At 72.9% G+C, this 24456-nt stretch carries 25 protein-coding genes; 8 read left to right on the top strand and 17 right to left on the bottom strand.

Annotated features, from left to right (window positions below):
* Positions 1–41: 41 nt before the first annotated feature.
* The 4 genes from HNP84_RS38950 (at position 42) to HNP84_RS38935 (ending at position 3434) form a co-directional block, all read left to right on the top strand.
* Positions 42–476 (top strand): hypothetical protein, encoded by a 435-nt coding sequence (locus tag HNP84_RS38950; protein WP_185055068.1) that lies wholly within the window; start codon positions 42–44, stop codon positions 474–476.
* Positions 473–1447 (top strand): WXG100-like domain-containing protein, encoded by a 975-nt coding sequence (locus HNP84_RS38945; protein WP_185055067.1) that lies wholly within the window; start codon positions 473–475, stop codon positions 1445–1447. Before HNP84_RS38950 ends, HNP84_RS38945 begins: the two co-directional genes overlap by 4 nt.
* Positions 1448–1566: 119 nt before the next feature.
* A complete protein-coding gene (locus tag HNP84_RS38940) occupies positions 1567–2799 on the top strand; it encodes a sensor histidine kinase (protein WP_185055066.1) in 1233 nt (410 codons plus the stop codon).
* Positions 2790–3434 (top strand): response regulator, encoded by a 645-nt coding sequence (locus tag HNP84_RS38935; RefSeq protein WP_185055065.1) that lies wholly within the window; start codon positions 2790–2792, stop codon positions 3432–3434. The genes HNP84_RS38940 and HNP84_RS38935 overlap by 10 nt, the downstream gene beginning before the upstream one ends.
* Before the next feature lie 52 nt (positions 3435–3486).
* Here the strand turns inward: HNP84_RS38935 and HNP84_RS38930 are convergent, their stop codons facing one another.
* From HNP84_RS38930 to HNP84_RS38895, 8 genes are all read right to left on the bottom strand, one after another.
* Positions 3487–3837: a YbaB/EbfC family nucleoid-associated protein gene (locus tag HNP84_RS38930; RefSeq protein ID WP_185055064.1), complete on the bottom strand. Its 351-nt coding sequence runs from the start codon at positions 3835–3837 to the stop codon at positions 3487–3489.
* Positions 3838–3921: 84 nt separating this feature from the next.
* Positions 3922–6570 (bottom strand): serine/threonine protein kinase, encoded by a 2649-nt coding sequence (locus tag HNP84_RS38925; RefSeq protein ID WP_221337306.1) that lies wholly within the window; start codon positions 6568–6570, stop codon positions 3922–3924.
* A 94-nt stretch (positions 6571–6664) separates the two neighbouring features.
* Positions 6665–7924, bottom strand: coding sequence for a S8 family serine peptidase (locus HNP84_RS38920; RefSeq protein ID WP_185055062.1), 1260 nt, complete (start codon positions 7922–7924; stop codon positions 6665–6667).
* 63 nt (positions 7925–7987) lie between these two features.
* Positions 7988–9694 (bottom strand): molybdopterin-dependent oxidoreductase, encoded by a 1707-nt coding sequence (locus HNP84_RS38915; protein WP_312926735.1) that lies wholly within the window; start codon positions 9692–9694, stop codon positions 7988–7990.
* Positions 9695–9869: 175 nt separating this feature from the next.
* Positions 9870–10496 carry an RdgB/HAM1 family non-canonical purine NTP pyrophosphatase gene (gene rdgB / locus HNP84_RS38910; protein WP_185055061.1) on the bottom strand — a complete coding sequence of 209 codons (627 nt, stop codon included), beginning with the start codon at positions 10494–10496 and terminating at the stop codon, positions 9870–9872.
* Positions 10493–11209 carry a ribonuclease PH gene (rph, locus tag HNP84_RS38905; RefSeq protein ID WP_185055060.1) on the bottom strand — a complete coding sequence of 239 codons (717 nt, stop codon included), beginning with the start codon at positions 11207–11209 and terminating at the stop codon, positions 10493–10495. The genes rdgB and rph overlap by 4 nt, the downstream gene beginning before the upstream one ends.
* Positions 11210–11214: 5 nt before the next feature.
* A complete protein-coding gene (locus HNP84_RS38900; RefSeq protein WP_185055059.1) occupies positions 11215–11967 on the bottom strand; it encodes an MBL fold metallo-hydrolase in 753 nt (250 codons plus the stop codon).
* 379 nt (positions 11968–12346) lie between these two features.
* Complete coding sequence (locus HNP84_RS38895) at positions 12347–13138, bottom strand: thioesterase family protein (RefSeq protein ID WP_185055058.1); 792 nt, start codon at positions 13136–13138, stop codon at positions 12347–12349.
* Between the two features lie 220 nt (positions 13139–13358).
* Here HNP84_RS38895 and HNP84_RS38890 point away from each other — a divergent pair, with 220 nt between their 5' ends.
* Positions 13359–15308 (top strand): DUF3352 domain-containing protein, encoded by a 1950-nt coding sequence (locus HNP84_RS38890; protein WP_185055057.1) that lies wholly within the window; start codon positions 13359–13361, stop codon positions 15306–15308.
* A 67-nt stretch (positions 15309–15375) separates the two neighbouring features.
* Here HNP84_RS38890 and HNP84_RS38885 read toward each other — a convergent pair whose 3' ends face one another.
* The 6 genes from HNP84_RS38885 to clpS form a co-directional block, all read right to left on the bottom strand.
* The gene (locus tag HNP84_RS38885; RefSeq protein ID WP_185055056.1) at positions 15376–16323 is read right to left on the bottom strand and encodes a PLP-dependent cysteine synthase family protein; all 948 of its coding nucleotides are present in this window, start codon (positions 16321–16323) and stop codon (positions 15376–15378) included.
* A 45-nt stretch (positions 16324–16368) separates the two neighbouring features.
* The gene (locus tag HNP84_RS38880) at positions 16369–16647 is read right to left on the bottom strand and encodes a MoaD/ThiS family protein (RefSeq protein WP_185055055.1); all 279 of its coding nucleotides are present in this window, start codon (positions 16645–16647) and stop codon (positions 16369–16371) included.
* A gap of 80 nt (positions 16648–16727) precedes the next feature.
* Complete coding sequence (locus HNP84_RS38875; RefSeq protein ID WP_185055054.1) at positions 16728–16895, bottom strand: hypothetical protein; 168 nt, start codon at positions 16893–16895, stop codon at positions 16728–16730.
* 10 nt (positions 16896–16905) lie between these two features.
* On the bottom strand, positions 16906–17313 hold the full coding sequence (locus HNP84_RS38870; protein ID WP_185055053.1) for a M67 family metallopeptidase: 408 nt from the start codon (positions 17311–17313) through the stop codon (positions 16906–16908).
* Between the two features lie 35 nt (positions 17314–17348).
* Complete coding sequence (locus HNP84_RS38865; protein ID WP_185055052.1) at positions 17349–17876, bottom strand: DUF2017 domain-containing protein; 528 nt, start codon at positions 17874–17876, stop codon at positions 17349–17351.
* Positions 17876–18166, bottom strand: a complete 291-nt coding sequence (clpS, locus tag HNP84_RS52115; RefSeq protein WP_312926732.1) for an ATP-dependent Clp protease adapter ClpS — start codon at positions 18164–18166, stop codon at positions 17876–17878. Before clpS ends, HNP84_RS38865 begins: the two co-directional genes overlap by 1 nt.
* Positions 18167–18205: 39 nt before the next feature.
* On the opposite strand from clpS, the gene HNP84_RS38860 reads away from it, so the two are divergent.
* Together HNP84_RS38860 and HNP84_RS38855 are read left to right on the top strand one after the other, a co-directional pair.
* Positions 18206–19555: a nicotinate phosphoribosyltransferase gene (locus HNP84_RS38860; RefSeq protein WP_312926731.1), complete on the top strand. Its 1350-nt coding sequence runs from the start codon at positions 18206–18208 to the stop codon at positions 19553–19555.
* Positions 19556–19564: 9 nt separating this feature from the next.
* The gene (locus HNP84_RS38855; RefSeq protein ID WP_185055050.1) at positions 19565–20140 is read left to right on the top strand and encodes a nicotinamidase; all 576 of its coding nucleotides are present in this window, start codon (positions 19565–19567) and stop codon (positions 20138–20140) included.
* Here the strand turns inward: HNP84_RS38855 and HNP84_RS38850 are convergent.
* The gene (locus tag HNP84_RS38850) at positions 20132–20803 is read right to left on the bottom strand and encodes a hypothetical protein (protein ID WP_185055049.1); all 672 of its coding nucleotides are present in this window, start codon (positions 20801–20803) and stop codon (positions 20132–20134) included. The two genes, HNP84_RS38855 and HNP84_RS38850, sit on opposite strands and share 9 nt — an antisense overlap.
* Before the next feature lie 221 nt (positions 20804–21024).
* Between HNP84_RS38850 and HNP84_RS38845 the strand changes: the two genes are divergently transcribed.
* Positions 21025–21528 carry a hypothetical protein gene (locus HNP84_RS38845; RefSeq protein ID WP_185055048.1) on the top strand — a complete coding sequence of 168 codons (504 nt, stop codon included), beginning with the start codon at positions 21025–21027 and terminating at the stop codon, positions 21526–21528.
* Between the two features lie 51 nt (positions 21529–21579).
* Here HNP84_RS38845 and HNP84_RS38840 read toward each other — a convergent pair whose 3' ends face one another.
* Positions 21580–23337: a DEAD/DEAH box helicase gene (locus HNP84_RS38840; protein WP_185055047.1), complete on the bottom strand. Its 1758-nt coding sequence runs from the start codon at positions 23335–23337 to the stop codon at positions 21580–21582.
* 200 nt (positions 23338–23537) lie between these two features.
* On the bottom strand, positions 23538–24179 hold the full coding sequence (locus tag HNP84_RS38835; RefSeq protein ID WP_185055046.1) for a DcrB/PsbP domain-containing protein: 642 nt from the start codon (positions 24177–24179) through the stop codon (positions 23538–23540).
* Between the last annotated feature and the right edge of the window lie 277 nt (positions 24180–24456).

The following is a 24456-nucleotide window of genomic DNA, read 5'->3' as shown; positions in this document are numbered from 1 at the left end:
TTTAGTTGACTAAAGTATGAAGCCGTTGCCTCAAGTCACCGGTGGCAGAGGAGTCCGACGTGGCCGACCCCGACGCGCCCGGCGGTGCGTCAGGCCCCCGGGCCGAGACGCCGACGGACGTCGATCCGAGAAACCTGGTCAAACGGGAGCAGGACTTCTACGAGGAGCACACGGCCGTCGTCCGGGCCGTGGCCGACGCGATGGAGCGCCTGGCCGCGCTGGGGAACTTCTGGGGCGACGACAGCGACGGACGCCGCTTCTACGAGGGCGCCGAGGGCCGCAACGGCTACCGCGCCGCCTCCGCCGCCGTGGAGTCGCACGCGGCCAACCTCGCCGAGGCGTACCTGCGGATCGGCAACGACCTGGTGATCGCCGGGACCAACATCCAGGGCGCGAACTGGGACACCATTGCCCAGATGGTGCGCAAGGTGGACCAGCACGTCGAGACCCCCGAGACCGACGCCGAGGTCACATGAGCGCCCTCGGCAGCGTGCTCGGCTTCGCCGGCCGCCACCCCGCCTGGACCGCCGGTGTCGCGGGCGGCGTCACCGGCGGCGCGTTCGTCACCGCCATGCTCGGCGTGGAGTGGCCCGAGGGCGACCCGGACAAGCTCCGCCAGGCCGCCGACATCTGGGACGAACTGGCCGGAAAGCTGGAGACCAGCACCACCGCGGCCAACACCGCCGCCTCCCTGGTGTGGCGCGACAACGCGGGCGCCGGCATCGACGCCTTCCGCGAGATGTGGACCGGGACCTTCGCGCCGTACCCTGCCGCCATCGCCGCCACCTGCCGCCGCATCGCCGCCGCCTGCCGCCAGTACGCGGACGTGCTGGAGACGGTGCAGAAGACGCTGCTCGTGCTCGCGATCCAGCTCTACATCAACATGCTCTACACGATCGCCTGGGGCTGGGCCACCGCCGGGATCAGCACGCTGGCGACCAGGCTGGTGGAGCGGGCGTTCAAGAGCCGCGCCTGGTTCGCCAAGAAGTTCCTCAGGACCACGGTCGGCAGGATCGTGGACCGGCTCCTGTACTACACCCTCGACAGCATCGCGTACGCCGGCGGGCAGCAGGCGATCCAGTGGGGCGTCTTCGCCGCCTCCGGGGTGCGACGCGACCAGAGCGGCGCCGAGGTCACCTCCTTGGGCGAGAACGCCGAGCAGTTCTACCGCAACTTCGTGGCCAACATGGCCTTCAACGGCGTCGCGGACGCCTCGCTGCTGATCCCCGGCCTGAACCGGATCGCCGACACCCGCACCGGCGGCTTCGTCGCCCGCATGCTGGGCTCCACGACGTACACGTCGGTGGACAACATCCTGCAAGGCAGGTGGGACGACCCGCTGCCCGACTGGGACCAGATGATCGCCAAGCTGATCGTGCACGGCTCCCGGGCCGCGCGCCCGCCCGGCGGGACGGCCACGAGCGGGACGGCCGCGTCCGCGCCCTGACGGGCACGTCCTCACCCTGACAAGGCCGGTCCTCACCCTGACGGGTGCGGTTTTCCGCACCCCGGCACGGCCACACGCCTCATGCCGGAGCCGTCCCGGCGGCTCGTAGCCTCTGAGGCATGACAGATGGATCGGGCCGGAGAACCCCTTCCCGCCCCTCCCCGGAGGCGAGCGGAGCAGGGGGCGGCGTGCGGCTCGCGGCGCACGGCCTGCGGCTGCTGGGAGCGGTGGCCCTCGGCACGGTCACCGCCCTGCTCGGCCTGGTCTTCGTCCTGGCCACGCTGCCGTTCGCCGGCCGTCCGGGCGTGCGCGAGGCGGCCCGGCGGCTGGCCGTCCTCGAAGCCCAACGCCTGCGCCTCGACCCCGCCGCCCTGGGGCTCGCCCCCGCCGCTCCCGGGCCCGCCCCCGCCGCCCTGGGGCTCGACCCGGGCCGCACCGACAGGCGCGACCTGGCCTGCCGGGCCTGCCTGGCCTACCTGGCCGCCAGGGTGCCGGTCGGCGTCCTCGGCGGCCTGGTGGTGACCGTGCTCGGCTATGGCGCCGGCACGGCCGCCGTCGTGGCGTGGACCTGGGGCAGGGGCCTGCCGTTCGACGGCATGCCGCCCAGCCCGCCGCTGGTCGCCTACATCGGCCTGGCGGGCGTCTTCGCGCTGTTCCTGAACCTGTCCGGCCTGGTGGGGGTGCACGCGCTGGAGCAGCGACTGATCATGCGGATGCTCGGCCCCGACCCGACCGAGGCGCTGCGGCGCCGGATCAGCGAGCTGACCGAGAGCCGCGCCGGCGTGCTGGCGGCGGTCGATTCCGAGCGGCGGCGGATCGAGCGCGACCTGCACGACGGGCTCCAGCAGCGGCTGGTGGCGCTGTCCATGCTGGCCGGACGCGCCCGCAGAGGGCGGCCGGAACTGCTCGCGCAGGTGCACGAGCAGGCGCAGCAGGCGCTGGTCGAACTGCGCGAGGTGGCCTGGCGCGTCTACCCGTCGGGGCTGGACGCCCTCGGGCTCGCCGACGCGCTCGCCGGGGTCGCCGAGCGTTCCAGCGTGCCGGTCAAGGTCGTCTGCGACCTGGCCGAGCGGCCCCCGGCGGCGGTGGAGACCGTGGCGTACTTCGTCGTCAGCGAGGCGGTGACCAACGCGGCCAAGCACGCCCAGGCCACGGCGGTCACCGTGGAGGTCCGCGAACACGACAGAATGGTCACCGTGCGCGTACAGGACGACGGCGTCGGCGGGGCCGACGCCACGAGCGGCGGGCTGTCCGGGCTGGCGCGGCGCGTGGCCGCGCTCGACGGCCGGTTCACCGTCACCAGCCCGCACGGCGGGCCCACCACGATCGTGGCGGAGCTGCCATGCGGGTGATCCTGGCCGAGGACTCCACCCTGCTGCGCGAAGGGCTGGTACGGCTGCTGGCCGAGGAGGGCCACGAGGTCCTCGCCGCCGTGGGCGACGCCGACGCGCTCATCGAGGCGGTGACCGCGCAGGAGCCCGACGTGGTGGTGCTCGACGTACGCATGCCGCCCACGCACACCGACGAGGGCCTGCGCGCGGCCCTGGAGATCCGGCGGCGCCGGCCCGACGTCAAGGTGCTGGTGCTGTCGCAGTACGTGGAGAAGAAGTACGCCACCGAGCTGATGAGCGGCAGCGTCGTGGGCGTCGGTTATCTGCTCAAGGACCGGGTGGCCCAGGTGGGCGACTTCCTGGACGCGCTGGAGCGGGTGGGAGCCGGGGGCGCGGCCTTCGACCCGGAGGTGGTGCGGCAACTGCTCGCCCGCACCAGCCACGCCGACCCCCTCACGCGCCTGACCGCCCGCGAGCGGGAGGTGCTGGAGCTGATGGCGCAGGGCCTGACCAACGCCTCGATCGCCCAGGCCCTGCACGTGTCGCAGAGCGCGGTGGAGAAGCACGTCAACGCGCTGTTCGACAAGCTGGAGCTGTCGCACACCACCGGCTACAGCCGCCGGGTGCTGGCCGTGCTGCGCTATCTGGGCTCCTGAGCCATCTGGGCTCATGAGCTATCCGGGCTCCTGACGCGCGGCCCGTGACGGGTCAGGACGGCGGTGGATCGTCCCAGATGTCCGCGTCGAGCAGCGGCTCCATCACCTGGTTGGCCTGCGCCGCGACGTCATGCTCGGCGTCCTTCGCGGCCTTCAGGATCGCCTGCGCGAGCGCCTCGGAGCCCAGCCGCATGGCCCGCGGGTCGATCGTCAGCCCGGTCAGCGAGCCGTCGGCCGACACCTCGACCACCACGGTCCCGTTGGCCGCGGCCCCGCGCCCGCGGGTCTCGGCCAGATCGCGCCCCACCTTCTCGAACCGCGCGGCCTGCCGCCCCAGCACCGCCATCATCCGGTCCAGCTCCGGGTCCCCGCTTGACGAGGCAGGCCCGAATGGCGTCGTCATACGATCGTCCCTTCGTCCCTCTGCCGCCTATCGCCGACCCTACCGATCAGGACCGCGCAGCGGCACCCGGGGGTACCGGATCGGTCACCCGCAGTTCGCCCAGTCGCCACCCGTGCTGTCCGTCGGCCCGCCGCCGGCGAACTTCACGCACTTGCCCTTGGCGTACACCATGACCGGCCCGGCGTAGTACTTGTAGGAGCCCCGGTCGCTGTCGCTCCCGCCGCCCTGCGCCTCCAGCGACGCCCACACCTCGGTGGCCTTGCCGATGTCGGTGGTCTTCATGGTGACCACGCAGTTGTAGCCGGAGGAGGCGCTGTACAACTGGTACGTCGTGCCCCCGCTGAAGGACGCCGACCGCTGCACGTAGAACCCTGACCCGTGCCCTCCGGAGTTGCACACCTGCTGCGGCGAGTACGGATTGGACGCCTGCGCCGCTGCCGCCTCCCTCTCGGCCTCGGTCTTGGTCGGCGTGGGCTTCGGCTTGACGGTGGGCGTCTTGGTGACCGTCCTGGTCGGGGTGGGCTTCGCCGAGGCGGAAGGCTTGGGGCGCTCCGTCGGCTTACGCGTGGTCGTCACCGTCACGGTCGGCCTCGCGCTCGGCCCGGCGGTCGGCCGCTTCCTGGCGGGCGCCGTACGCGTCGGCGTGACGGGCGGCACCGTGGGAGCCGCCGTGAGGGTCGGCACCGCCACGGACGGCACCCCCGTCGGGTTCTCGGTCGGCAGCTCCAGCGGCAGCACGTCATCGGAGTCGCCGGTCCCCGGCGAGGTCGCCCAGGGCACCGTCACCTGCGGGTGCGGCGCGTCGCTCACCACCGACGATGGCGGCGGCGGCTCGAACACACCCCCCTCGGCCGCGGCATTGGAGAACGGCCGCCCGCCCGCGTAGTCGGCCGCCGCCCACAACCCCACCCCCGACAGCAGGATCACCACCCCCACACCGGCGGCCAGCCCCACCGGAAAGTGCGCCCCCTTCCGCTCCTCACGCCGCTCCCCCTCCACACGCCGCCACGCCCCACCCGGAGCCCCCGCCCCCGGCACCTCCGGCGCAGCCCACACCCGTCCCCCTTGAGCCCCCTGACCCCCCACAGGCGGCAACGAAATGGCCGGCAACGAGGACGGCACGATCAAGGTAGCCGGATCGCCGACACCCCCCGGACTCCCCTGCTGCGCCCCCGGCCCTCCAGCCCCCACCACCGGAACAGCCCCGTCACCCGGAACCGCCCACACCCCCTGCGGCGGACCAGAGACCGGGGACGACGATCCGGCCGGGACCGCGGGCGGAGGCCCGCTCGGGGACGGCGATCCGGCCGCAGCCGCGGGCACAGGCCCGCCCGGGGACGGCGATCCGGCCGGGACCGCAGGCGCGGCGACCGGCGACGGCGGCACACCGGGGCCGGCAGGCGCGTCCACCTCGGGCACGCCAGCCACCGGAACAGGCCCCACAGCAGGCCCCTGCCCCGGACCTTCCCGGCCCGCCGCCCCCACAACAGGACCCACGACAGGGCCCTGCGCGAGGCCCTCCCCGCCCGCCACGGGAGCGGGCCCGTCAGCCGGAACCGCCCACACACCCTGCACCAGGCCCACACCCTGCACCGGGCCCACACCCTGCACCGGACGCACACCCTGGACCGGGCCCACACCCTGGACCGGGCCCACACCCTGCACCGGGCCCACACCCTGCACCGGGCCCACACCCTGGACCGGGCTCACACCCTGGACCGGGGCCGCCACGGCGGGTGGCGCCTGGGCCGGGGTGGGGGATGCGGCGGTGGGTGCAGGATCCTTCGGAGGCGGCGGCGCACTGGGGGTGGAAGGCTTGGCCGGCTTGGGCGGGACCGCCGTGGGGAGGCCGGGCGTGGAGGCCAGGGCTGGGGGCTTTGCGTTCGGTGGGGTGGAGACCTGCGCGCCCGGGCCTGGGGTCGGGGCCGCTGCGGAGGCGCGGGGCGGGCCGGAGGCGACCAGTTTGTCGGCGGTGGCGTCGCCCAGGAGCTGGAGCATGGCCATCTGGGCGGTGGGGCGTTCGGCTATCTCCTTGTGGAGGCAGGCGGCGGCGACCTTGCGGAGTGGGGGGCGCATCGCGCCGAGGTCGGGTGTGCCGTGCAGGGTGGCCTCGGGGTCGTCGCCGAACGGGGGGTGGCCGGTGGCGGCGAAGACCATGGTGCAGGCCCAGGCGAAGATGTCGGCGGAGGGGCCGCAGGGCTCGTTCCTGGCCTGTTCCGGCGCCTGGTACGCCGGGTGCAGCACGTCCATGCCGAGGCCGATGTCCGACACCCGTACGCCGTCGGGGCCCAGGAGCACGTTGTGCGGGGTGAGGCCGCGGTGGTTGAGGCCGGCCAGGCGGATCGAGGTGAGGGCGGTGAGGGTGCCGACCGCGACGCGTTCCAGGGCGTCGCCGGTCAGGGGGCCGTCGGCGGTGACGGCCTCGTGCAGGGAGCGGCCCTCGACGTACTCGCGGACGAGGTAGGGGCGGTCGCCGTCCCAGCCCGCGGCGAGCACGCGGGCGGCGTAGGAGGTGGAGACGCGTTTCGCCGCGGTGAGCACGGTGATCAGGCGGGCGCGGGCGGCTTCGTCGGCGTCGGGGCGCGGGGCGAAGACCTTGACGGCGCACCGATGGTCCTCGCCGTCGCCGGACCGGCGGGCCAGATAGACGACCCCGCGCGCGCTCTCCCCTACGCGGCCGAGGATCTCGTAGTCGGCGATCCGCTCGGCGTCATCCGGGAGCAAGGGGCGCATCTCCCCCATCGCGTTCCTTCCGCCCTCATGTGCCACAAATCATGATTCGCAGCACATCTAACCGCAAGCGTCACACCGACATCAGAAGTTCATGTCAAAGTTCACGCAATGTTGATCTACGGGCGGGGCGCCAGCCCCTGCGCCGTCCCATCGGGATCACCACGCCGCCCGCGGCCACCAGGCCGGCCAGGAACAGCGCGCCGACGGCCGTCGCCGCCGCGGCGCCGTTGGCCCGCTCGTCCACCGGCGCCTCCTTGGCCACGGCGGTCGGCGGCAACGCGGCGGGGACGGGCGGGGCGAGGGCGACCGTCTCGGAGGGCAGCACCGCGGTGACGGCCAGCAGCGGGTTCACCATCCCGGCCCCCGTCCCCGTGCCCATGCCGCCGTCGGCGGTCAGCTCCAGCCGCCGCCGTACGCGCACGTTGTCCAGCTCGGGGTGCCGGGCGCGCACCAGCGCGACCACCCCGCTCACGTACGCCGCCGCGAAGCTGGTCCCCTCCAGATCCTCCCGGTACGCCCGCCCGGTCCAGGTGCTGGTGACGCCCTGCCCGGGGGCCAGCACCGAGACCGGGGTGGCGGCGTTGGAGGAGTCGGCCCGCCTGCCGTCCCGGCCCGCCGAGCCCACGGCCAGGACGCCGGGGTAGGCCGCCGGGTAGGCCGGGGCGGTCACGCCGTCGCGCTTGGTGTTGCCCGCGGCGGCGACGATCACGACGTCCTGCGCCAGCGCGTACGTCACCGCCGCCCGCAGGTCCTTCTGGTCGGTGGCCGACACCGACACGTTGATGACGTCGGCGCCCAGCCGGGTGGCCTCCACGATCGCCCGCGCCAGCACCGCCACGTCGCCCGTCTCGCCGCCCGTCTGCTTGATGGAGACGATCTCGGCCTCCGGCGCGACCCCGGCGAACGGGATGCCCGCCAGGCGGGCCGCCCCGATGATGCCCGCGACGGCGGTGCCGTGGCCGACGCAGTCGCGGGCGCCCGTGCCGGTCAGGTCGCGGGCCTCGACCCCGGCGAGCTGGGGGTGGGCGGTGTCCACGCCGCTGTCGATGACGGCGACCTTGACCCCCTTGCCCCGGGTGATCGGCCACACGCGGGCCAGGCCGAGCCGCCGCTGCGCCCACGACTCCCCGACGGTGACGCCGCCCCGCTCGGGGATGCACCGCTCCGGAGCGGCCACCGCCGGACGTACGGCCGAGCCGCTCGCCGCCGACGTGACCGCCGGGCCGGCCGCCACAGTGACGGCCGAGTCGGCCACTGCCGGGGGCGCCGTCGGGGTCAGGGCCGAGGCGGCCAGGATCGCGGCGAGCGCACGACCCGCCCGCCGCGCGCGCCGAGCCGACCAGGAACGCCGCATCACCACCACCCTCGCGAGCACCACAGGACGCACCGCACCCTATGGCACCACGGCGGCGGGCGGTCAGACCGCCTGGACGTTGATCGTGTGGTACCCGGTGGCGCCGTCGGGGGCGGGCGGGGCGAGGGACGCGGTCTGGGTGGCGCCGGTCGCGTCGGTGGCGCGTACGGCGATGGTGTGCTTGCCCTTGGTCAGGTCGGCCTCGATCGACCACTGCCGCCAGGTGTCGGGGCCGGGAGTCTCGGCAAGGCGGGCCAGCCGCCAGTCGCCGTCGTCCACCTGGACCTCCACGGCGTCCATGCCGCGGTGCTGCGCCCAGGCCACCCCGGCGATCGTGGTGCGCCCGGCGGGCACCGACGCGCCGGACTGGGGCACGTCGATGCGCGACTGGGTCTTGATCGGGCCCTTCTCCGACCAGCCGCGCGGGGTCCAGTAGGCGGTGTCCTGGTCGAACCGGGTGACCTTGATCTCGGTGACCCACTTGGTGGCCGAGACGTACCCGTACAGACCGGGCACGACCTGGCGCACCGGGAAGCCGTGGTCCACCGACAGGGCCTCGCCGTTCATCGCGATGGCGAACAGCGCGTCGCGGCCGTCCATGACCACGTCCACGGGGGTGCCGCAGGTCCAGCCGTCGGCGGAGGTGCTGAGCAGCATGTCGGCGCCCGACCGGATGCCGGCCGAGCGCAGGATGTCGGCCATGCGCGCGCCGAGCCAGCGGGCGTTGCCGACGTAGGGCCCGCCGACCTCGTTGGACACGCAGGTCAGCGTGACGTCGGCCTCGATGAGCGGGCGCCGGATCAGCTCGGCGAAGGTGATCTCGATCGGCCGGTCCACCATGCCGTGGATCTTCAGGGTCCAGGTGGCCGGATCGACCTGCGGCGGCAGCACGGCGGTGTCGACCCGGTAGAAGTCGGCGTTGGGCGTGACGAACGGCGCCAGGCCCTTGATCTTCAGGTCGGCGCCCGGCGGCAGCGGCTTGGCGGGCACGGCCGGGGCGGGCAGGGTCAGGTCGGCGCGTGCGGCGGCGACCTCCTTGCGCCCGGCCAGCGCGGTGCCGACGAAACCGCCGATCCCGGCGACGACCGCTCCGCCCGCGACTCCGGTGAGCAGCGCGCGCCGGTCGAAGGCGCGCAGGTCGGCGCCCGCCCGCATCACGACCGGCCGCTCGGCGCCATCGGCCGCGGCGCCCTCGGCGGTGTCGTCCGCGGTGCCGCCCGCAGTGCCGTCCGCAGTGCCGTCCGCGTCCCACGGCTCCTCGTACGGCTCCGGGACGTACGAACGGGTCATGCGGCGCAGCAGCAGGGCCAGCGCCCACAGCGAGGCGGCGACGCCGATGACCGTGGGCAGGGCGTCCACGGCGGCGGCGTCGGGCCGGGTTAGCACGGCGAGCAGGCCCGCGATGGCGAACAGCCCGAACCCGGCGGCGCCGTGGGCGAACCTGTGCCGGGCCAGCACGCCGAGCCCGGCGGAGACCAGCGCCAGCACCACGAAGACCCCGCCGACCAGGACGGTCTTGTCGTCCTCGCCGAAGGTGCGGATCGCCCACTCCTTCAGCGGCGCGGGCGACAGGTCGATCAGGGACTCGCCGACCGCCACGACGGGGAAGGCCCCGCCGTCGATCAGGCCGGCGGCCAGTTGGGCGATGCCCAGCCCCACCGCTCCGGCGGCGACCCCGGCGAGCGCCGACGCCCAGCCCGGCACCGGGTCGGACGGCTCATCGCTGCGCACGGCCACGGGCTCGCGCGTGCGGACGTCATTGCTTCCCACACCACGCAACGCTACGCCCCTTCGGGCCGCGCAGTTCTTACGCCGTGGTTACGGGCCCGCGTACGCCGCCGCTACGAGGTCGCGTCGAGCACTTCGGCCACGACCGGGGCCAGGGCGCCGCCGCTACGAGGTCGCGCCGAGCACCTCGGCCACCATCGGAGCCAGGGCGCCGCCGCTACGGGGTCGTGCCGAGCACCTCGGCCACGATCGGGGCCAGGGCGCGGAAGGCCCGGCCCCGGTGGCTGATCGCGTCCTTCTCGGCGGGGGCCATCTCGGCCGTGGTGCGCCCCTCGCCGTCGGGTACGAAGATCGGATCGTAGCCGAAGCCACCGGTGCCCCGGGGCCTTCTGATCAGCGTGCCGTGCAGCGCGCCCTCGACCACCCACTCCTCACCGGTGGGCAGGGCCAGCGCCGCCGCGCACGCGAAGTGGGCGGCGCGGCGGTCGTCGGGCACGTCGGAGATCTGCGCGAGGAGGAGGTCCAGGTTGGCGGTGTCGTCGCCGTGGCGGCCGGACCAGCGCGCCGAGAACACCCCGGGCATGCCGTTGAGCGCCTCGACGCACAGCCCGGAGTCGTCGGCCACCGCGGGCAGGCCGCTGCCGCGGGCCACGGCGTGCGCCTTGAGCAGGGCGTTCTCGGCGAAGGTGAGGCCGGTCTCGGCCACCTCGCCGATCTGCGGGAACTCCTCCAGACCGACCAGCTCGACCGGGAGCCCGCCCTCGGCCAGGATGCGCCGCAACTCGACGATCTTGCCCGGGTTGCGGGTGGCGAGCACCAGCCGCGCGCCCACGGCCCCGCTCATGCCAGGGCCTTCCGCTGCAGCTCGGTGAGCTGGGCGCACCCCTCGGTGGCCAGGTCGAGCAGCCGGCCGAGCAGCTCGCGGTCGAACGGCGCGCCCTCGGCGGTGCCCTGCACCTCCACGAACTCGCCGCCGCCGGTCATCACGACGTTCATGTCGGTCTCGGCCGCGACGTCCTCGGTGTAGCACAGGTCGAGCATCGGCGTGGTGCCCACGACGCCGACCGAGACGGCGGCGACGGAGCCGACCAGCGGGTCGCCGGGGCACATGCGCCGCTTGCGCATCCAGGCGATGGCGTCGGCCAGCGCGACGTACGCGCCGGTGATCGAGGCGGTACGGGTGCCGCCGTCGGCCTGCAGCACGTCGCAGTCGAGGATGATGGAGTTCTCGCCCATGGCCTTGTAGTTGACGCAGGCCCGCAGCGAGCGCCCGATCAGCCGGGAGATCTCGTGGGTGCGCCCGCCGATCTTGCCCTTGATCGACTCGCGGTCGGACCTGGTGTTGGTCGAGCGGGGCAGCATGGAGTACTCGGCGGTGATCCACCCCAGGCCGCTGCCCTTGCGCCACCGGGGCACGCTGTCCTGGACCGACGCGGCGCACAACACCTTGGTGCCGCCGAACTCCACCAGCACGGAACCTTCCGCGTGGGCCAGCCAGTTACGGGTGATCGTCACCGGCCGGAGCTGATCCGGACTCCGTCCGTCTGCACGTGCCATGGATCTCACCCTAGGGGATACACCGCTCCGCTACGCGCCAGCTCGGTCCTGCCGTGGAATCCGCCGCGCCGGGCGTCGTCCAGGATGCGCTCGGGCGGGTACCACGGGACGAGGTGGGTGAGCACGAGCGTGCCCACGTCGGCCCGCGCCGCGTGCTCGGCCGCCTGGCGGCCGGTCATGTGCAGGTCGGTGGGCAGGTTGGGCTCGTCCAGGAAGGACGCCTCGCACAGCAGCACGTCGGCCCCGGTCGCGAGCTTCACCAGCTCGGCCGACTCGCCGGTGTCGCCGGAGTACGCCACCGAGCGCCCGCCGTAGGAGACGCGGAAGCCGTAGGTCTCCACCGGGTGGTTCACCCGCGCGGCCGTCACCTCGAACGGGCCGATCCGCCGCACGCCGGGGGCCAGCGGCACGAACTCGAAGGCGGTCTCCAGCCCCGGCTCGTCCGGCATCCCGTACGCCGCCGCCAGCCGCCGCGGCGCGTCCCTCGGGGCGTGCACCGGCAGCCTGGGGAACGGACCGTCGGGCGAGTAGGTGCGCACCACGTGGTACGGGCACAGGTCCAGGCAGTGGTCCGCGTGCAGGTGGGACAGGCAGATCGCGTCCACCTCGTCCAGCCGCACGTGGTGCTGCAGGGCGCCGAGCGCCCCGTTGCCCAGGTCGAGCAGCAGCCGGAAGCCCTCGGCCTCCAGCAGGTAGCAGGACGCGGGGCTGTCGGGCCCGGGGAAGCTCCCCGAGCACCCGACGATGGTGAGCCGCATCCCCGTGGTGGAGGACCGGGCCGACGGCTCGGCAGACTGAGCTGACTGGGCCGGCTGGGCAGACTGGGCCGGGTGGGCAGACTGGACCGGCTGGGCTGGGTGGGCTGCCTGCGCGGCTGGCGGCATGACTGGCGGCTTCATAGGCGGCGGCCTCTCCTGTCCGGGAGCGTGGGACGCTCCGTCGTACGAAACGTGCCCCCTGACGAGACCCGGTCATGCCGGCCGGTCTTCGGCGGCGCCTGCCCCTTCGGCGCCGTCACCGACCGTACCGATACTCTCGCCCCGACACGTTTCCCAAGGCTAGGCGACCGGTGAAGACGCGCTCACCGTAATAATCCTCACACGTGATTTTTCCCCCACGCCCCAGTTTCCCCGGCCGTCAGCCGCGGCCCAGCCGGGCGAGCTGGCGCGACTGGGCCACCAGCCTGCCGGTGGAGTCGCGCACCTCGACCTCCTCGTCGAACCAGCCGTCGGAGATCAGCCGGCCGCTGCCGTACAGGGCGAGGGGGCCGGGCGCGGGCAGGGCGCGCAGGTACCAGGTCAGCTCGACGGTCGGGGCCCAGCCGCGGGCGCCCGCGGAGAACACGACCGGCGGGAGCGCGTCCACCGCCAGGGCGAGCACGTACGGGTCGGGGTCCTGGGGCTCGGCCATGCGGAAGTACGCCCGCGACTCCGGCCGGCCGGTCGGCTCGCCGGTCAGCCAGCCGATGGTCGGCGGGTCGAAGCGCAGATCGATCTGCGCGTTGAAGGTCATGTTGTTCTCGGGCTTGGGCGCGGGCAGGGCCAGGCACTCCTCCTCCGGCGGCAGCGGGACCGGCGGGGCGTCGGTGTAGTCGGGCTCGGCCGCGGTGAGGGTCGCGGTGGTGATCAGGGTGTCGATGTAGGAGGTGCCGTCCTGGACCAGCGTGGCCCGGGTCATCGCGGCGGTGCGGCCGGCCTTGAGCTGCTCCAGGTGCACGCGGGCGGGGCCGGGCTTGGGCACGCGCAGGAACTGGGCGCTGGTCGAGACGGGGTGCTCGTGCGGCGAGGCGTCCACGGCGGCGCGCAGGATCACCGCGAGCAGATAGCCGCCGTTCAGCGGGCCGCCGATGGAGTAGCCGTCGTCCAGGCACACGTCGTAGGTGGTCTCGTCCACCCGTATGGCCCGCGTCGCCTCGTCGAACTTGGTCATCCACGCCCCTCAGGTCAAACCGAACTAAATTCTAGGGCAGCACTCTACCGTGAGGCGTGCGACGCCAGTGAGGGCGGCCCTTCGGCCTGGTCAGCGGCGAATCGCCCCCATAACCGGCCTTAGACGCTTGAATCCCGTGGATAGTTCTCTGCAAGTAAATCGCTAGCAGGGTGCACTAACTTCTACTACCACTAGAAGTCCCCACATATGTGAGATAGGTATGTCTCCCAACACTCCCCCCGAGTCGCCGAACCCCGGCGACCAGGACCCGCAGCGAACCATCCGCTACCGGCCCGGTCAGGGCCAGCAACCCCCATATCCGCCCCAGGCCGCCTATCCACCGCAAACGCCCTCGGCCCAGCCTCCCCCGCCGGCGTACGGCGCGCCGCAGCAGCCCCAGTACGGCCAGCAGCAGGCGTACGGGCAGCCCGCCTACGGGCAGCAGCAGCAGGGCTACGGGCAGCCGCAGCAGCCGCAGCAGCCCGCGTACGGGCAGACCCAGCAGTACGGGCAGCCCGCCTACGGCCAGCAGGCCGGCTACGGCCAGGCCCAGCAGCAGCAGCCGTCCTACGGGCAGCCGTCCGGCTATGAGCAGACCCGCCGCTACGAGGACGCGCCGACCCAGGCCGCGTACGGGCAGCAGGCGTTCCAGCAGCCCGGCTACGGCGCGCAGCCCGGCTACGGCCAGCAGCAGGCGTACGGGCAGCCGTCCTGGTCCGGCGGCGAGGTGCTCGGCTCGGGCACCCCGGCGCGCGGGGGCAGGAAGAAGGGCTGGCTCGTCGCCGCCATCGCGGCCCTGGTCGTCGCCCTGCTCGGCGGCGGTGGCGTCTACGCCGCGTCGCTGCTCAGCGGCGGCGGCAACCAGCCGCACGAGGTGCTGCCCTCCGGCGCGATCGGGTACGTCCGCATCGACCTCGACCCGGCGGCGAACCAGAAGCTCGCGCTGTTCAACATCGCGCGCAAGTTCACCGTCACCAAGGACTCCTTCACCGGCGACGACCCGCGCCAGGCGTTCTTCGACGCGCTGAAGAAGAACAACGCCGACATGGGCGACATCGACTTCGCCAAGGACGTCGAGCCCTGGCTCGGCTCGCGCATCGGCCTGGCCGCCCTCCCGCCCGCGCAGGGCTCCACCGAGCCCATCCCCGTGGTCGCGGTCCAGGTGACCGACGAGACCGCCGCCCGCGCCGGGATCGGCAAGCTGCTGGACGGGGAGAAGGTCGGCATCGCCTTCCGCGAGGACTACGCGCTGATCACCGAGACCCAGCAGCTCGCCGACCAGTACGCCACCGGCGCCACGCTGGCCGAGAACGCCGACTTCACCGGCGACCTGGACGCCGTCGGCGAGCAGGGCGTGCTGTCCTTCTGGGCCGACGTGGACGCCCTCGCCAAGCTCTCCGGCGACGAGCTGGACCAGGAGGCGCTCAAGCAGATCGCCAACGCCCGCTTCGCCGGCGCGCTCCGCTTCGACGGCGACTACGTCGAGCTGGCCGGCCAGGTGCGCGGCTTCGACTCCGGTACGGCCGCCCCCGAGGCCGCCAAGATCACCGACCTGCCCGCCTCGACCGCCGGCGCGGTGTCCATCTCCGGCCTGGGCGAGGTGTTCAGCAAGCAGTGGGAGCAGGTCAACAAGATGGCCGGGACGGACCCCTCGTTCCAGCAGTTCCTCACCCTGGCCCAGCAGGCCGGCATCTCGCTCCCCGGCGACGTGGTCACCCTGCTCGGCAAGAACATCACCGTCGCGGTGGATGAGAAGGGGCTGGACGGCGACCTGCCGCAGATCGGCGCCAAGATCGCCACCGACCCGGCGCAGGCCCAGTCGATCGTGGCCAAGCTGGAGCGGCTCCTGACGCAGCAGGGCACCACCGCCCCGCAGCTCGGCAAGGCGGCCGGCGACGGCACCTTCTCCATCGCCAGCACCCAGGAGTACGCGCAGCAGCTCTCCCAGGCGGGCACGCTGGGCGACAGCGAGACCTTCCAGCTCGCCGTCCCCGACGCCGACGCCGCGACGTTCGCCGTCTTCGTGGACCTGGACAAGGTCGAGAAGCTCTACCTGCAGGGCCTGCAAGGCGACGAGCGGGCCAACCTCGAAGTGCTGCGGGCCGTCGGCCTCAGCGGCAAGCACTCGAACACCGAGGCGAGCTTCTCGCTCCGCCTGCTGTTCAACTGACCCCGGCGACGAAACGGCCCCCTCGGTGGATCACCGAGGGGGCCGTCCCCTGTCCATCACATGGCCGTCAGGCCCAGAGCTGACCTTCCAGGCGGTCCTCCGCCTCGTCCAGCGTGCCCTCGTACGCGCCGGTGGACAGGTACTTCCACCCGCCGTCGGCCACGATGAACACGATGTCGGCCCGCTCGCCCGCCTGCACCGCCTTGCGGGCCATGCCCAGCGCGGCGTGCAGGGCGCAGCCGGTGGAGACGCCGGCGAAGATGCCCTCGGTGGCCAGCAGCTCCCGCGTACGCCGCAGCGCGTCGCCCGACGACACGGAGAACCGGGTGGTAAGCACCTCGGGGTCGTACAGCTCCGGCACGAAGCCCTCATCGACGTTGCGCAGGCCGTAGACCAGCTCGCCGTACCTCGGCTCGGCCGCGACGATGCGCACGCCCGGCACGCGTTCGCGCAGGAAGCGCCCCACGCCCATGAGCGTGCCGGTGGTGCCCAGCCCGGCCACGAAGTGGGTGACGGTCGGCAGGTCCTCCAGGATCTCCGGCCCGGTGGACTCGTAGTGGGCCCGCCAGTTGGCCGGGTTGCCGTACTGGTAGAGCATCACCCAGTCGGGGTGCTCCTCGGCCAGCCGCTTGGCCACCCGGACCGCCTCGTTGGAGCCGCCCGCCGCCGGCGAGGAGATGATCTGCGCCCCCCACATGCGCAGGAGCTGGCGGCGCTCCTCCGAGGTGTTCTCGGGCATCACGCAGATGAGGTTGTAGCCCTTGAGCCGGGCCGACATCGCCAGCGAGATGCCGGTGTTGCCGGAGGTCGGCTCCAGGATCGTGCACCCGGGCGAGAGCAGGCCGTCCTTCTCCGCCTGCTCGATCATCCACAGCGCCGGGCGGTCCTTGACCGACCCGGTCGGGTTGCGATCCTCCAGCTTGGCCCACAGCCGCACGTCGGCGGACGGCGACAGCCGCGGCAGGCCGACCAGGGGCGTCCGGCCGACCGAGTCGATCAGCGAGTCAAACCGCATGACGACCGGCCCCCGTCGCCCCGATCGGACCCCCGGTGAGAGCGGTCACGCCGCGCCACCGGCCACGGCGGGGAGCACCGTCACGGTGTCGCCGTCGGCCACGGGGGTCTCCAGCCCGCCGAGGAAGCGCACGTCCTCGTCGTTCAGGTAGACATTCACGAAACGGCGCAGCGCGCCCTTCTCGACCAGCCGGTCCTTCAGCCCGGGGTGGCGGGCCTCCAGATCGCCGATCAGTTCTTCAAGCGTCGCGCCCTTGCCCTCGACGGCCTTGGCGCCGTCCGTGTAGCTGCGCAGGATGGTCGGAATGCGAACCTCGATGGCCATCGCGGTCAATCTCCTTGGTCATGTGGACGTCGTCGGGGCACCCATTGCGAACATCGCAGGGTGCACGGGTGTTCCAGAGATCAACGACCCGGACAGTCGTAAACGACGACCGAGGGAGTGTGCGCGAACAGGAAACTCTGCACCGGCCGGTGAGCGGGCCTTCGCGCGGTCGCCGCCCCGGCCTGCGACCCGGCGTCGTCCGGGCGCGCCGGCACCGGGCGCACGGCGAAGCGGTCGAAGGTCGGCATGTCACCCAGTTTACTTAACGACTTCGACCTCTTCCTCGGTCACCACCCCGTCCACGATCCGGTACGACCGGAACTCCACCTCGTTCTCGTCCCTGGTCGAGACCAGCACGTAGTGGGCGTTGGGCTCGGAGGCGTAGGAGATGTCCGTACGCGACGGGTACGCCTCGGTCGCCGTGTGCGAGTGGTAGATGACCACCGGCTCCTCGTCGCGGTCGTCCATCTCGCGCCAGACGCGAAGCTGCTCCATCGAGTCGAACCGGTAGAAGGTCGGGGACCGCTCGGCGTTCTGCATCGCGATGAACCGCTCGGGACGGTCGGAGCCGATCGGCCCGGCGATCACCCCGCACGCCTCGTCCGGGTGGTCGGCCCGCGCGTGGGCCACGATCTTGTCCACCAACGCCTGAGAAATGGTCAGCATGCGAGGGAAGCTACCAAACCACTCGCCGCCGGTCGCTACCAGAGGGCGCGTACCAGGGTGTCCTGGAGGTAGGTGAGCCAGTCGTAGGTCACGAAGGCCGGATAGCGCGGGTCGTCCTCGGACATCTCGGCGATCTCCTCGTGGATCTCCTCGGTGACCTCCAGGCGGGTGCCCAGCGTGAGCCGCACGTCGTTCAGCGCCCGCACCCACGCCTCGGCCTGCTCGCGGGTCAGCGCCATCTTGCCCGGCACCGCGGTCTCCAGCATGGTGCGCGCGTCGGCGCGCTTGCCCTCGCGCAGGCTCGCCTCGGTGTAGCGGCGGAACTCCGCCGCCTCCTTCTCGTCCTGGTACGCCGAGGGGAACAGCCGCGCCAGCACCGGGTCGTCGGGCGGCGCCTCGGCGGCCACGCCGATCCCCAGCGCCCGCTCCAGCGGGTCGTCGCCCGTCTCGCCCGGCTCCACCAGCCCGAGCACCATCTCGACCAGCGAGCGCAGGATCGACACCTCGGCGGGGTCGAACTCGGCCACGATCCCGTCGCGGGTCGGGCGGAATCCGGTGCTCATCAGGCCGAGTCCTGCTGGACGGTGGCCCACAGCCCGTAGGAGTGCAGGATCTGCACGTCGCGCTCCATCTCCTCGCGGGTGCCGCTGGCCACGACGGCCTTGCCCTTGTGGTGGACGTCCATCATCAGCTTCTCGGCCTTCGCCCGTGGATAGCCGAAGACCGTCTGGAAGACGTAGGTCACATACGACATCAGATTGACCGGGTCGTTCCAGACGATGGTCAGCCAGGGCAGGTCGGGCCGGACGTCCGAGTCTGGACGCTCTATCTCGACCGGGGCGGTGCTAGGCACATCACTAGTCTGCCTCAACTCCCCCGTAGTCTTCGACTCGTGGAAACGACCGTGAGCACCGCGTTGCTGACAGATCACTATGAGCTGACGATGCTGGAGGCCGCCCTGCGCAGCGGGGCCGCCCACCGCAGGGCGGTCTTCGAGGTCTTCGCCCGCCACCTGCCCGAAGGGCGGCGCTACGGAGTCGTCGCGGGCACCGGCCGGTTCCTGGACGCCCTGGAGACCTTCCGGTTCGGTGAGGAGGAACTCACCTTCCTGCGCGAGAACCGCATCGTGGACGAGCCGACGCTGGACTTCCTCGCGAACTACCGCTTCCGCGGCAACGTCCACGGCTACCGCGAGGGCGAGTGTTACTTCCCCGGCTCGCCCATCCTGGTGGTCGAGGGCACCTTCGCCGAGGCGGTGCTGCTGGAGACCCTCGCGCTGTCGGTGCTCAACCACGACTGCGCCATCGCCTCCGCCGCGTCGCGGATGACCCACGCGGCCGGGTCACGGCCGATCATCGAGATGGGCTCGCGGCGTACGCACGAGTGGAGCGCGGTGGCCGCGGCCCGCGCGGCGTATCTGGCGGGCTTCGCCGCCACCTCCAACCTCATGGCCGGGCGCAGGTACGGCGTGCCCACGCGCGGCACCAGCGCGCACGCCTTCATACTGGTCCACGACAGCGAGCGGGAGGCGTTCGCGGCCCAGCTCGACGCGCTCGGCAAGGCCACGACCCTGCTCGTGGACACCTACGACGTCGCCACGGCCGTACGCGTGGCGGTGGAGCTGGCCGGCCCCGAGCTGGGCGCCGTACGCCTGGACTCCGGCGACCTGGGCGTGGCCGCGCACGAGGTGCGCGCCCAACTGGACGCGCTCGGCGCGAAGAACACCCGCATCCTGGTCACCAGCGACCTGGACGAGTACGCCATCGCCGCCCTGACCGCCGCCCCCGTGGACGGCTACGGCGTGGGCACCTCCCTGGTCACCGGCTCCGGCGTGCCCACCGCCGCGCTGGTCTACAAGCTGGTGGCCCGCGAGGACGCCGAGGGCCGCCTGCGCCCCGTGGCCAAGCGCTCCGTCGGCAAGCCCAGCCGCGGCGGGCACAAGGCGGCCTTCCGCAGGCTGGACGAGCACGGCTGCGCCCTGGGCGAGCTGGTCGTCCCCACCGGCCCCGACGCCGCCCGCCGGGCCGAGGCCCTGGAGATCCCCGACAACGGCAACGGCACGCCCCCCGGCCCGGTCCGGCCCCTGCTGGCCGAACTGGTCCGCGACGGCGAGATCGTCGGCCGCGAGCCCCTGTCGGCCGCCCGCGAACGGCATGCCAGGTCCATGGCCGAACTCCCCACCGAGGCCCACCACCTCAGCCGGGGCTACGCCGCCATCCCCACCGTGTTCGCGGCCTCGTAGGATCGTGGTATGAGCACCGCACTGATCATCGTGGACGTGCAGAACGACTTCTGTGAAGGCGGCAGCCTCCCGGTCAGTGGCGGCGCCGACGTGGCCGAGGCGATCTCGCGGCACGTCGCCACCCACGCCTACGACCACGTCGTGGCCACCCGCGACTACCACGTCGACCCCGGCGACCACTTCGCCGCCGAGCCCGACTTCGTCACCACCTGGCCCGCGCACTGCGTGGCCGGCTCCCGGGGCGCCGACTTCCACCCCGCCTTCGACACCTCCAAGGTGGAGGAGGTCTTCAGCAAGGGCGCCCACGCCGCCGCCTACAGCGGCTTCGAGGGCACCTCCGGCGACGGCACCCCCCTGGCCCAGTGGCTACGCGACCGCGGCGTCCGCGCGCTCGAAATCGTCGGCATCGCCACCGACCACTGCGTACGCGCCACCGCCATGGACGCCGCCGAGAACGGCTTCGCCACCCGGGTCCTCCTCGACCTCACCGCCGGCGTGGCCAGGACCACCACCGAAGCGGCCCTGGCCCAACTCCGCGAAGCGGGGGTGCAACTCACCGGCACCCCCGTCACCCGCTCAGCCTGACCCCTTCACCACCACGGCCTGGAGGATCGCCTCCAACTTCGCATCGAACCCATCGAGCCGCTCATCCATCCGGTCGAGCCGCCCCTCGATCCGGTCAAGCCGCGCATCGACCTGCTCGAAGCGCTTGTCGACCTGCTCGAAGCGCGCGTCCATCTCTTCGAACCGCCGATCGACCTGCTCGAAGCGCGCGTCCATCTCTTCGAACCGCCGATCGACCTGCTCGAAGCGCGCGTCCATCTCTTCGAACCGCTTGTCGACCTGGTCGAATCGCCGATCGACCTGCTCGAACCGCGCGTCCACCTCCTCGAACCGCTTGTCGACCTGGTCGAACCGGTCATTGACCTGCTCGAAGCGGGCATTGACCTCCTCGGCGAAGTTCTGATGCTCCTGGTTGAGGACGTAGACCTGCGCGGTCAGTTGGTCCGTCCTCTTCGACAGGACGCGGACGTGCCCGGTGAGTACGTCCACGTGCCCCTTGAGGTCGTCCACGCGCCCCTTGAGGTCGCCGAGCCCGTCCTCCACCTTCGTCAGGCGGGCGCCGAGCGCCCGCTGCCCGTCCAACAGCCCTTGCTGGCCGCGCTCCAGGACGCCCAGCCGATCCAGAACCTCGGTGAACATAGGAGCAACGTACTCGTTCACGCGCTCCATCAGGTCCTGCTCCATGACGTGTCTCCTTTCCCGTGGGACTTCCTTTCGCCGTAGACCCCGGGAGCGCAGCCGAACGCGAGCGCGTCTCGCTACAGGGGGTCATCAGGCGGCGAACAGACAGTAACGGCCCGCCAAAAAGCCCGCAGCCGGCCCGGGGAAAGAACTACTACCGAGAGTCAGGTTTGTTCACGGAGGGGATGGCGGCGATGGAGGCGGTGGCTCTCGGGGTCGCGTGGATGGTAGGCGCTCCCTGCTGCCTGGTCCTGATGATGCGGCCGAGCACGAGTGTGCGGGTCGCGTGCGTGATGACGCTGGTGCTGCTGGAGGCGGCCACGATCGCGCGTACGCCGGTCGCCGCCCCGGAGCTGGCGCGGCATGTGGCGGCGCCGCCCGGGGCCGGGGTGGCCGCCTGTGCGGAGCGGACGCCGGTGCCCGCGCGGGTGCGGCAGGTGCGGGCGGCCGGGCTGGTGCGCAGCCTGGCGATCTTCTGGAAGGCGGCGCCCGGCGAGTGCGCGACCGCCACCGTGGCGATGCGCCGCGACGGGCGCAGGCTCATGCTGTGGGTGCAGGAGGGCTCGGGGACGCCCCAGGCGGCGTTCCAGGCCGGGCACGGCCACCGGGAGCTGCCCGTGCACGTCCACGGCGGCACCGCCTCCGTACGCCTCCCGCTGGCCCCGCCGCTACCCGCCCGCCACCGCTACCTGCCGGTGGACGGGCGGACGGGGCGCGTCATCAGGTAGGGCCGGCCCCCGGCCGGCCTCATCGGGTAGGGCTGGCCCCCGGCCGCGCCCTTAGCGGGAGCGCTGGGTGGCCCACTTGCGGATCTGGGCGATCCGCTCCTTGATCTGGTCGGCGGTGGCCTGGGCGATGGGCGGGCCACCGCACGCGCGGCGGAGTTCGGCGTGGATGACGCCGTGGGGCTGGCCGGTGCGGTGGTTCCAGGCGCCGACGAGGCCGTTGAGCTCCTTGCGCAGGGCGTGCAGCTCCTCGTGGGGGGCGAGGGCCTGGCGGTCCTCGACCGGGTTGCCGGTCTTGCGCCTGGCGGCGAGCTGGTCGGCCTGGCGCTTGCGCAGCAGGGTGGCCACCTGGTCGGGTTCGAGGAGGCCGGGCAGGCCGATGAAGTCCTCCTCCTCGGGGGAGCCGGGAGCCGCGGTGGTGCCGAACTCGCCGCCGTCGAACAGCACCCGGTCGAAGGTGGCCGACGCCTCGACGGTCTCGAAGGGGAGCTCATCGCCGAGGGCGTCGGGGTTGTCCTTCTTCTGGCGGGCCTGCTCCAGCAGCGAGTCGTCCAGGCCGTCCTCGGCGAGCTTGCGGCCGAGGACGTGGTCGCGCTCGGCCTCCATCTCGTTGGCCAGCCCCATCAGCGTGGGCACCGAGGGCAGGAACACCGAGGCGGTCTCGCCCCGCTTGCGGGCGCGTACGAAGCGGCCCACGGCCTGGGCGAAGAACAGCGGGGTGGAGACGGAGGTGGCGTAGACGCCCACGCACAGCCGGGGGATGTCCACGCCCTCGGACACCATGCGCACGGCGACCAGCCACCGCTCGTCGGAGGCGCTGAACTGCTTGATCTTCTTGGACGCGTCGGGGTCGTCGGAGAGCACGACGGTCGCGCCCTGCCCGGTGATGGTGCGGATGTGCCGCGCGTACGCCCGCGCCGTCTCGTGGTCGGTGGCGATGACCAGGCCACCCGCGTCGTGCACGCCGCGGCGCACCTCGGTCAGGCGCCGGTCGGCGGCGTGGAGCACCTGCTTGATCCAGTCGCCCTTGGGGTCGAGCGCGGCCCGCCACGCCTGGGAGAGCTGGTCCTTGGTGAGCGGGGTGCCGAGCGTGGCGGCGATCTCGTCGCCCGCGCGGGTGCGCCACTTCATCTCGCCCGCGTAGGCCAGGAAGATGACCGGGCGCACGACGCCGTCGGCGAGCGCCGGGCCGTAGCCGTAGGAGTAGTCGGAGACGCTGCGCAGCCCGCCGTCGCCGTCTTCGACGTAGTCGACGAACGGGATCGGGTTGTCGTCGGAGCGGAACGGGGTGCCGGTCAGCGCCAGGCGCCGGGTGGCCGGGCCGAACGCCTCGCGGACGCCGTCGCCCCAGGACTTGGCGTCGCCGGCGTGGTGGATCTCGTCGAAGATCACCAGGGTCTTGCGCGCCTCGGTGCGGGCGCGGTGCAGCGCGGGGTGCATGGCCACCTGCGCGTACGTCACCGCGACGCCGATGTAGTCGCGCGAGGTCGCGCCCTGGCTGTTCTTGAACTCGGGGTCGATGCTGATGCCGACGCGGCCCGCGGCGTCGGCCCACTGGCGCTTGAGGTGCTCGGTGGGTGTGACGATTGTCACCGCCCGCACGACGCCGCGGCTGAGCAGTTCGCTGGCGATGCGCAGCGCGTAGGTGGTCTTGCCCGCGCCGGGGGTGGCCACGGTGAGGAAGTCACGCGGCTCGCGGCGGAAGTAGAGATCGAACGCCTCCTGCTGCCAGGCACGGAGCTTGGGCGCGGTGCCCCAGGCGGCGCGGTCGGGGTAAGAGGGCGACAGGTGCGATGCGGCGAAGGTGCTCACGCACTCCTCCTGGCCTGACGGATGGGGGCCGGCACGACCGCCGATGGAGCCGGCGGGGCAGTCGTCGAGGCATGGATGTGGCTGATGTGTCCGATGGTTCGCTCCCTCACAATCACACCAGCGTAGACGCCGCCACCGACAAGACGTGCCGTCGTGCGCAGATGTTCGCCAACCTCGCCTCCTCGTGATAGGGGCACGCCCTACACCGCCATGCCGGTGATCATGGCGTCGATGTCGGCGCGGGCCGCGGGGTCGTCGGGCTGGGAGAGGGCGGCCACGACCACCGTCGAGCCGCCCCGGTCGATCACGACGACCCGCAGGTAGGCGGGCCTGTTGACGACGTCCTTGTACTCCGCGCGCAGCGCCCTGCTGTGGGCCGGGCGGCCCCCGACCGTGATCTCGCGGTCGTCCACGACGTCCACCTTGTCGCCGTGCAGGAGGAGGCGGGAGTACAGCTCGGTGAGCTCGACGGCGGTCTCGCGGATCGGGCGCCCCCGGTCGGCGGGGGTGGCGCGGGTCATCAGCATGGCCCCGCCGCCGTCGGAGGCGACCGAGGTGAAGGCGGTGACGGGGGCCATGGCGCCCTCGCTCCAGCCCGCGGGGAGCGGGTAGCGGACGCCGGCCAGGGTGTCGTGCACCGTACGCGTGTCGGGCTCGGGCGAGGTGGTGCGCAGGACCACCGTGACGGCCGCGGAGATGACCCCGGCCGCGACGGCGACGGCGAGGGAGGCGAGCAGCGTACGGCTGAGCCAGCGCGGGAGGCGGCGCCTCGGCGGCGGCGCCGGCGTGCCGTACCAGCGGGCGGAGGGCGGCAGCGCGTCCTCGGCCTCGTACTCCGGCACCTGCCCCGGCCGCGCCAGCGGCCCTGGTCCCGGTCCTGGTCCCGCTCCCAGCCCTGGTCCCGGTCCTGGTCCGGGCCTCGGACCTGGTGCGGGCGCCGGCCTCGGCTCCGGTGCCGGTTCCGGCCTCGGGCCCGGGTCGGTCTCCGGCGGCCAGACGCGCCGCGCGTACGGCCGGCGCCCCGGCGGTCGTTCGTCCACATGACCTCCTCCCGCAGCCGCGGCCCCCCTGTCCTACCACGCCCGCCCCTCCCGATCAGCAGATCCGTGATCGCTGGTA

The organism is Thermocatellispora tengchongensis (assembly GCF_014202315.1).
Classification (GTDB): domain Bacteria; phylum Actinomycetota; class Actinomycetes; order Streptosporangiales; family Streptosporangiaceae; genus Thermocatellispora; species Thermocatellispora tengchongensis.
Note: the sequence above shows the minus strand (reverse complement) of the source record. Positions and strands in the feature narration are given on the sequence as shown.

Excerpts from the sequence above, each read along its gene's own strand:
- HNP84_RS38945 (WP_185055067.1), top strand. The coding sequence starts at position 473 with ATGAGCGCCCTCGGCAGCGTGCTCGGCTTCGCCGGCCGCCACCCCGCC.
- HNP84_RS38940 (WP_185055066.1), top strand. The coding sequence starts at position 1,567 with ATGACAGATGGATCGGGCCGGAGAACCCCTTCCCGCCCCTCCCCGGAG.
- HNP84_RS38935 (WP_185055065.1), top strand. The coding sequence starts at position 2,790 with ATGCGGGTGATCCTGGCCGAGGACTCCACCCTGCTGCGCGAAGGGCTG.
- HNP84_RS38930 (WP_185055064.1), bottom strand. The coding sequence starts at position 3,837 with ATGACGACGCCATTCGGGCCTGCCTCGTCAAGCGGGGACCCGGAGCTG.
- HNP84_RS38925 (WP_221337306.1), bottom strand. The coding sequence starts at position 6,570 with ATGCGCCCCTTGCTCCCGGATGACGCCGAGCGGATCGCCGACTACGAG.
- HNP84_RS38920 (WP_185055062.1), bottom strand. The coding sequence starts at position 7,924 with ATGCGGCGTTCCTGGTCGGCTCGGCGCGCGCGGCGGGCGGGTCGTGCG.
- rdgB (WP_185055061.1), bottom strand. The coding sequence starts at position 10,496 with ATGAGCGGGGCCGTGGGCGCGCGGCTGGTGCTCGCCACCCGCAACCCG.
- rph (WP_185055060.1), bottom strand. The coding sequence starts at position 11,209 with ATGGCACGTGCAGACGGACGGAGTCCGGATCAGCTCCGGCCGGTGACG.
- HNP84_RS38900 (WP_185055059.1), bottom strand. The coding sequence starts at position 11,967 with ATGCGGCTCACCATCGTCGGGTGCTCGGGGAGCTTCCCCGGGCCCGAC.
- HNP84_RS38895 (WP_185055058.1), bottom strand. The coding sequence starts at position 13,138 with ATGACCAAGTTCGACGAGGCGACGCGGGCCATACGGGTGGACGAGACC.
- HNP84_RS38890 (WP_185055057.1), top strand. The coding sequence starts at position 13,359 with ATGTCTCCCAACACTCCCCCCGAGTCGCCGAACCCCGGCGACCAGGAC.
- HNP84_RS38885 (WP_185055056.1), bottom strand. The coding sequence starts at position 16,323 with ATGCGGTTTGACTCGCTGATCGACTCGGTCGGCCGGACGCCCCTGGTC.
- HNP84_RS38880 (WP_185055055.1), bottom strand. The coding sequence starts at position 16,647 with ATGGCCATCGAGGTTCGCATTCCGACCATCCTGCGCAGCTACACGGAC.
- HNP84_RS38875 (WP_185055054.1), bottom strand. The coding sequence starts at position 16,895 with ATGCCGACCTTCGACCGCTTCGCCGTGCGCCCGGTGCCGGCGCGCCCG.
- HNP84_RS38870 (WP_185055053.1), bottom strand. The coding sequence starts at position 17,313 with ATGCTGACCATTTCTCAGGCGTTGGTGGACAAGATCGTGGCCCACGCG.
- HNP84_RS38865 (WP_185055052.1), bottom strand. The coding sequence starts at position 17,876 with ATGAGCACCGGATTCCGCCCGACCCGCGACGGGATCGTGGCCGAGTTC.
- HNP84_RS38855 (WP_185055050.1), top strand. The coding sequence starts at position 19,565 with ATGAGCACCGCACTGATCATCGTGGACGTGCAGAACGACTTCTGTGAA.
- HNP84_RS38850 (WP_185055049.1), bottom strand. The coding sequence starts at position 20,803 with ATGGAGCAGGACCTGATGGAGCGCGTGAACGAGTACGTTGCTCCTATG.
- HNP84_RS38845 (WP_185055048.1), top strand. The coding sequence starts at position 21,025 with ATGGTAGGCGCTCCCTGCTGCCTGGTCCTGATGATGCGGCCGAGCACG.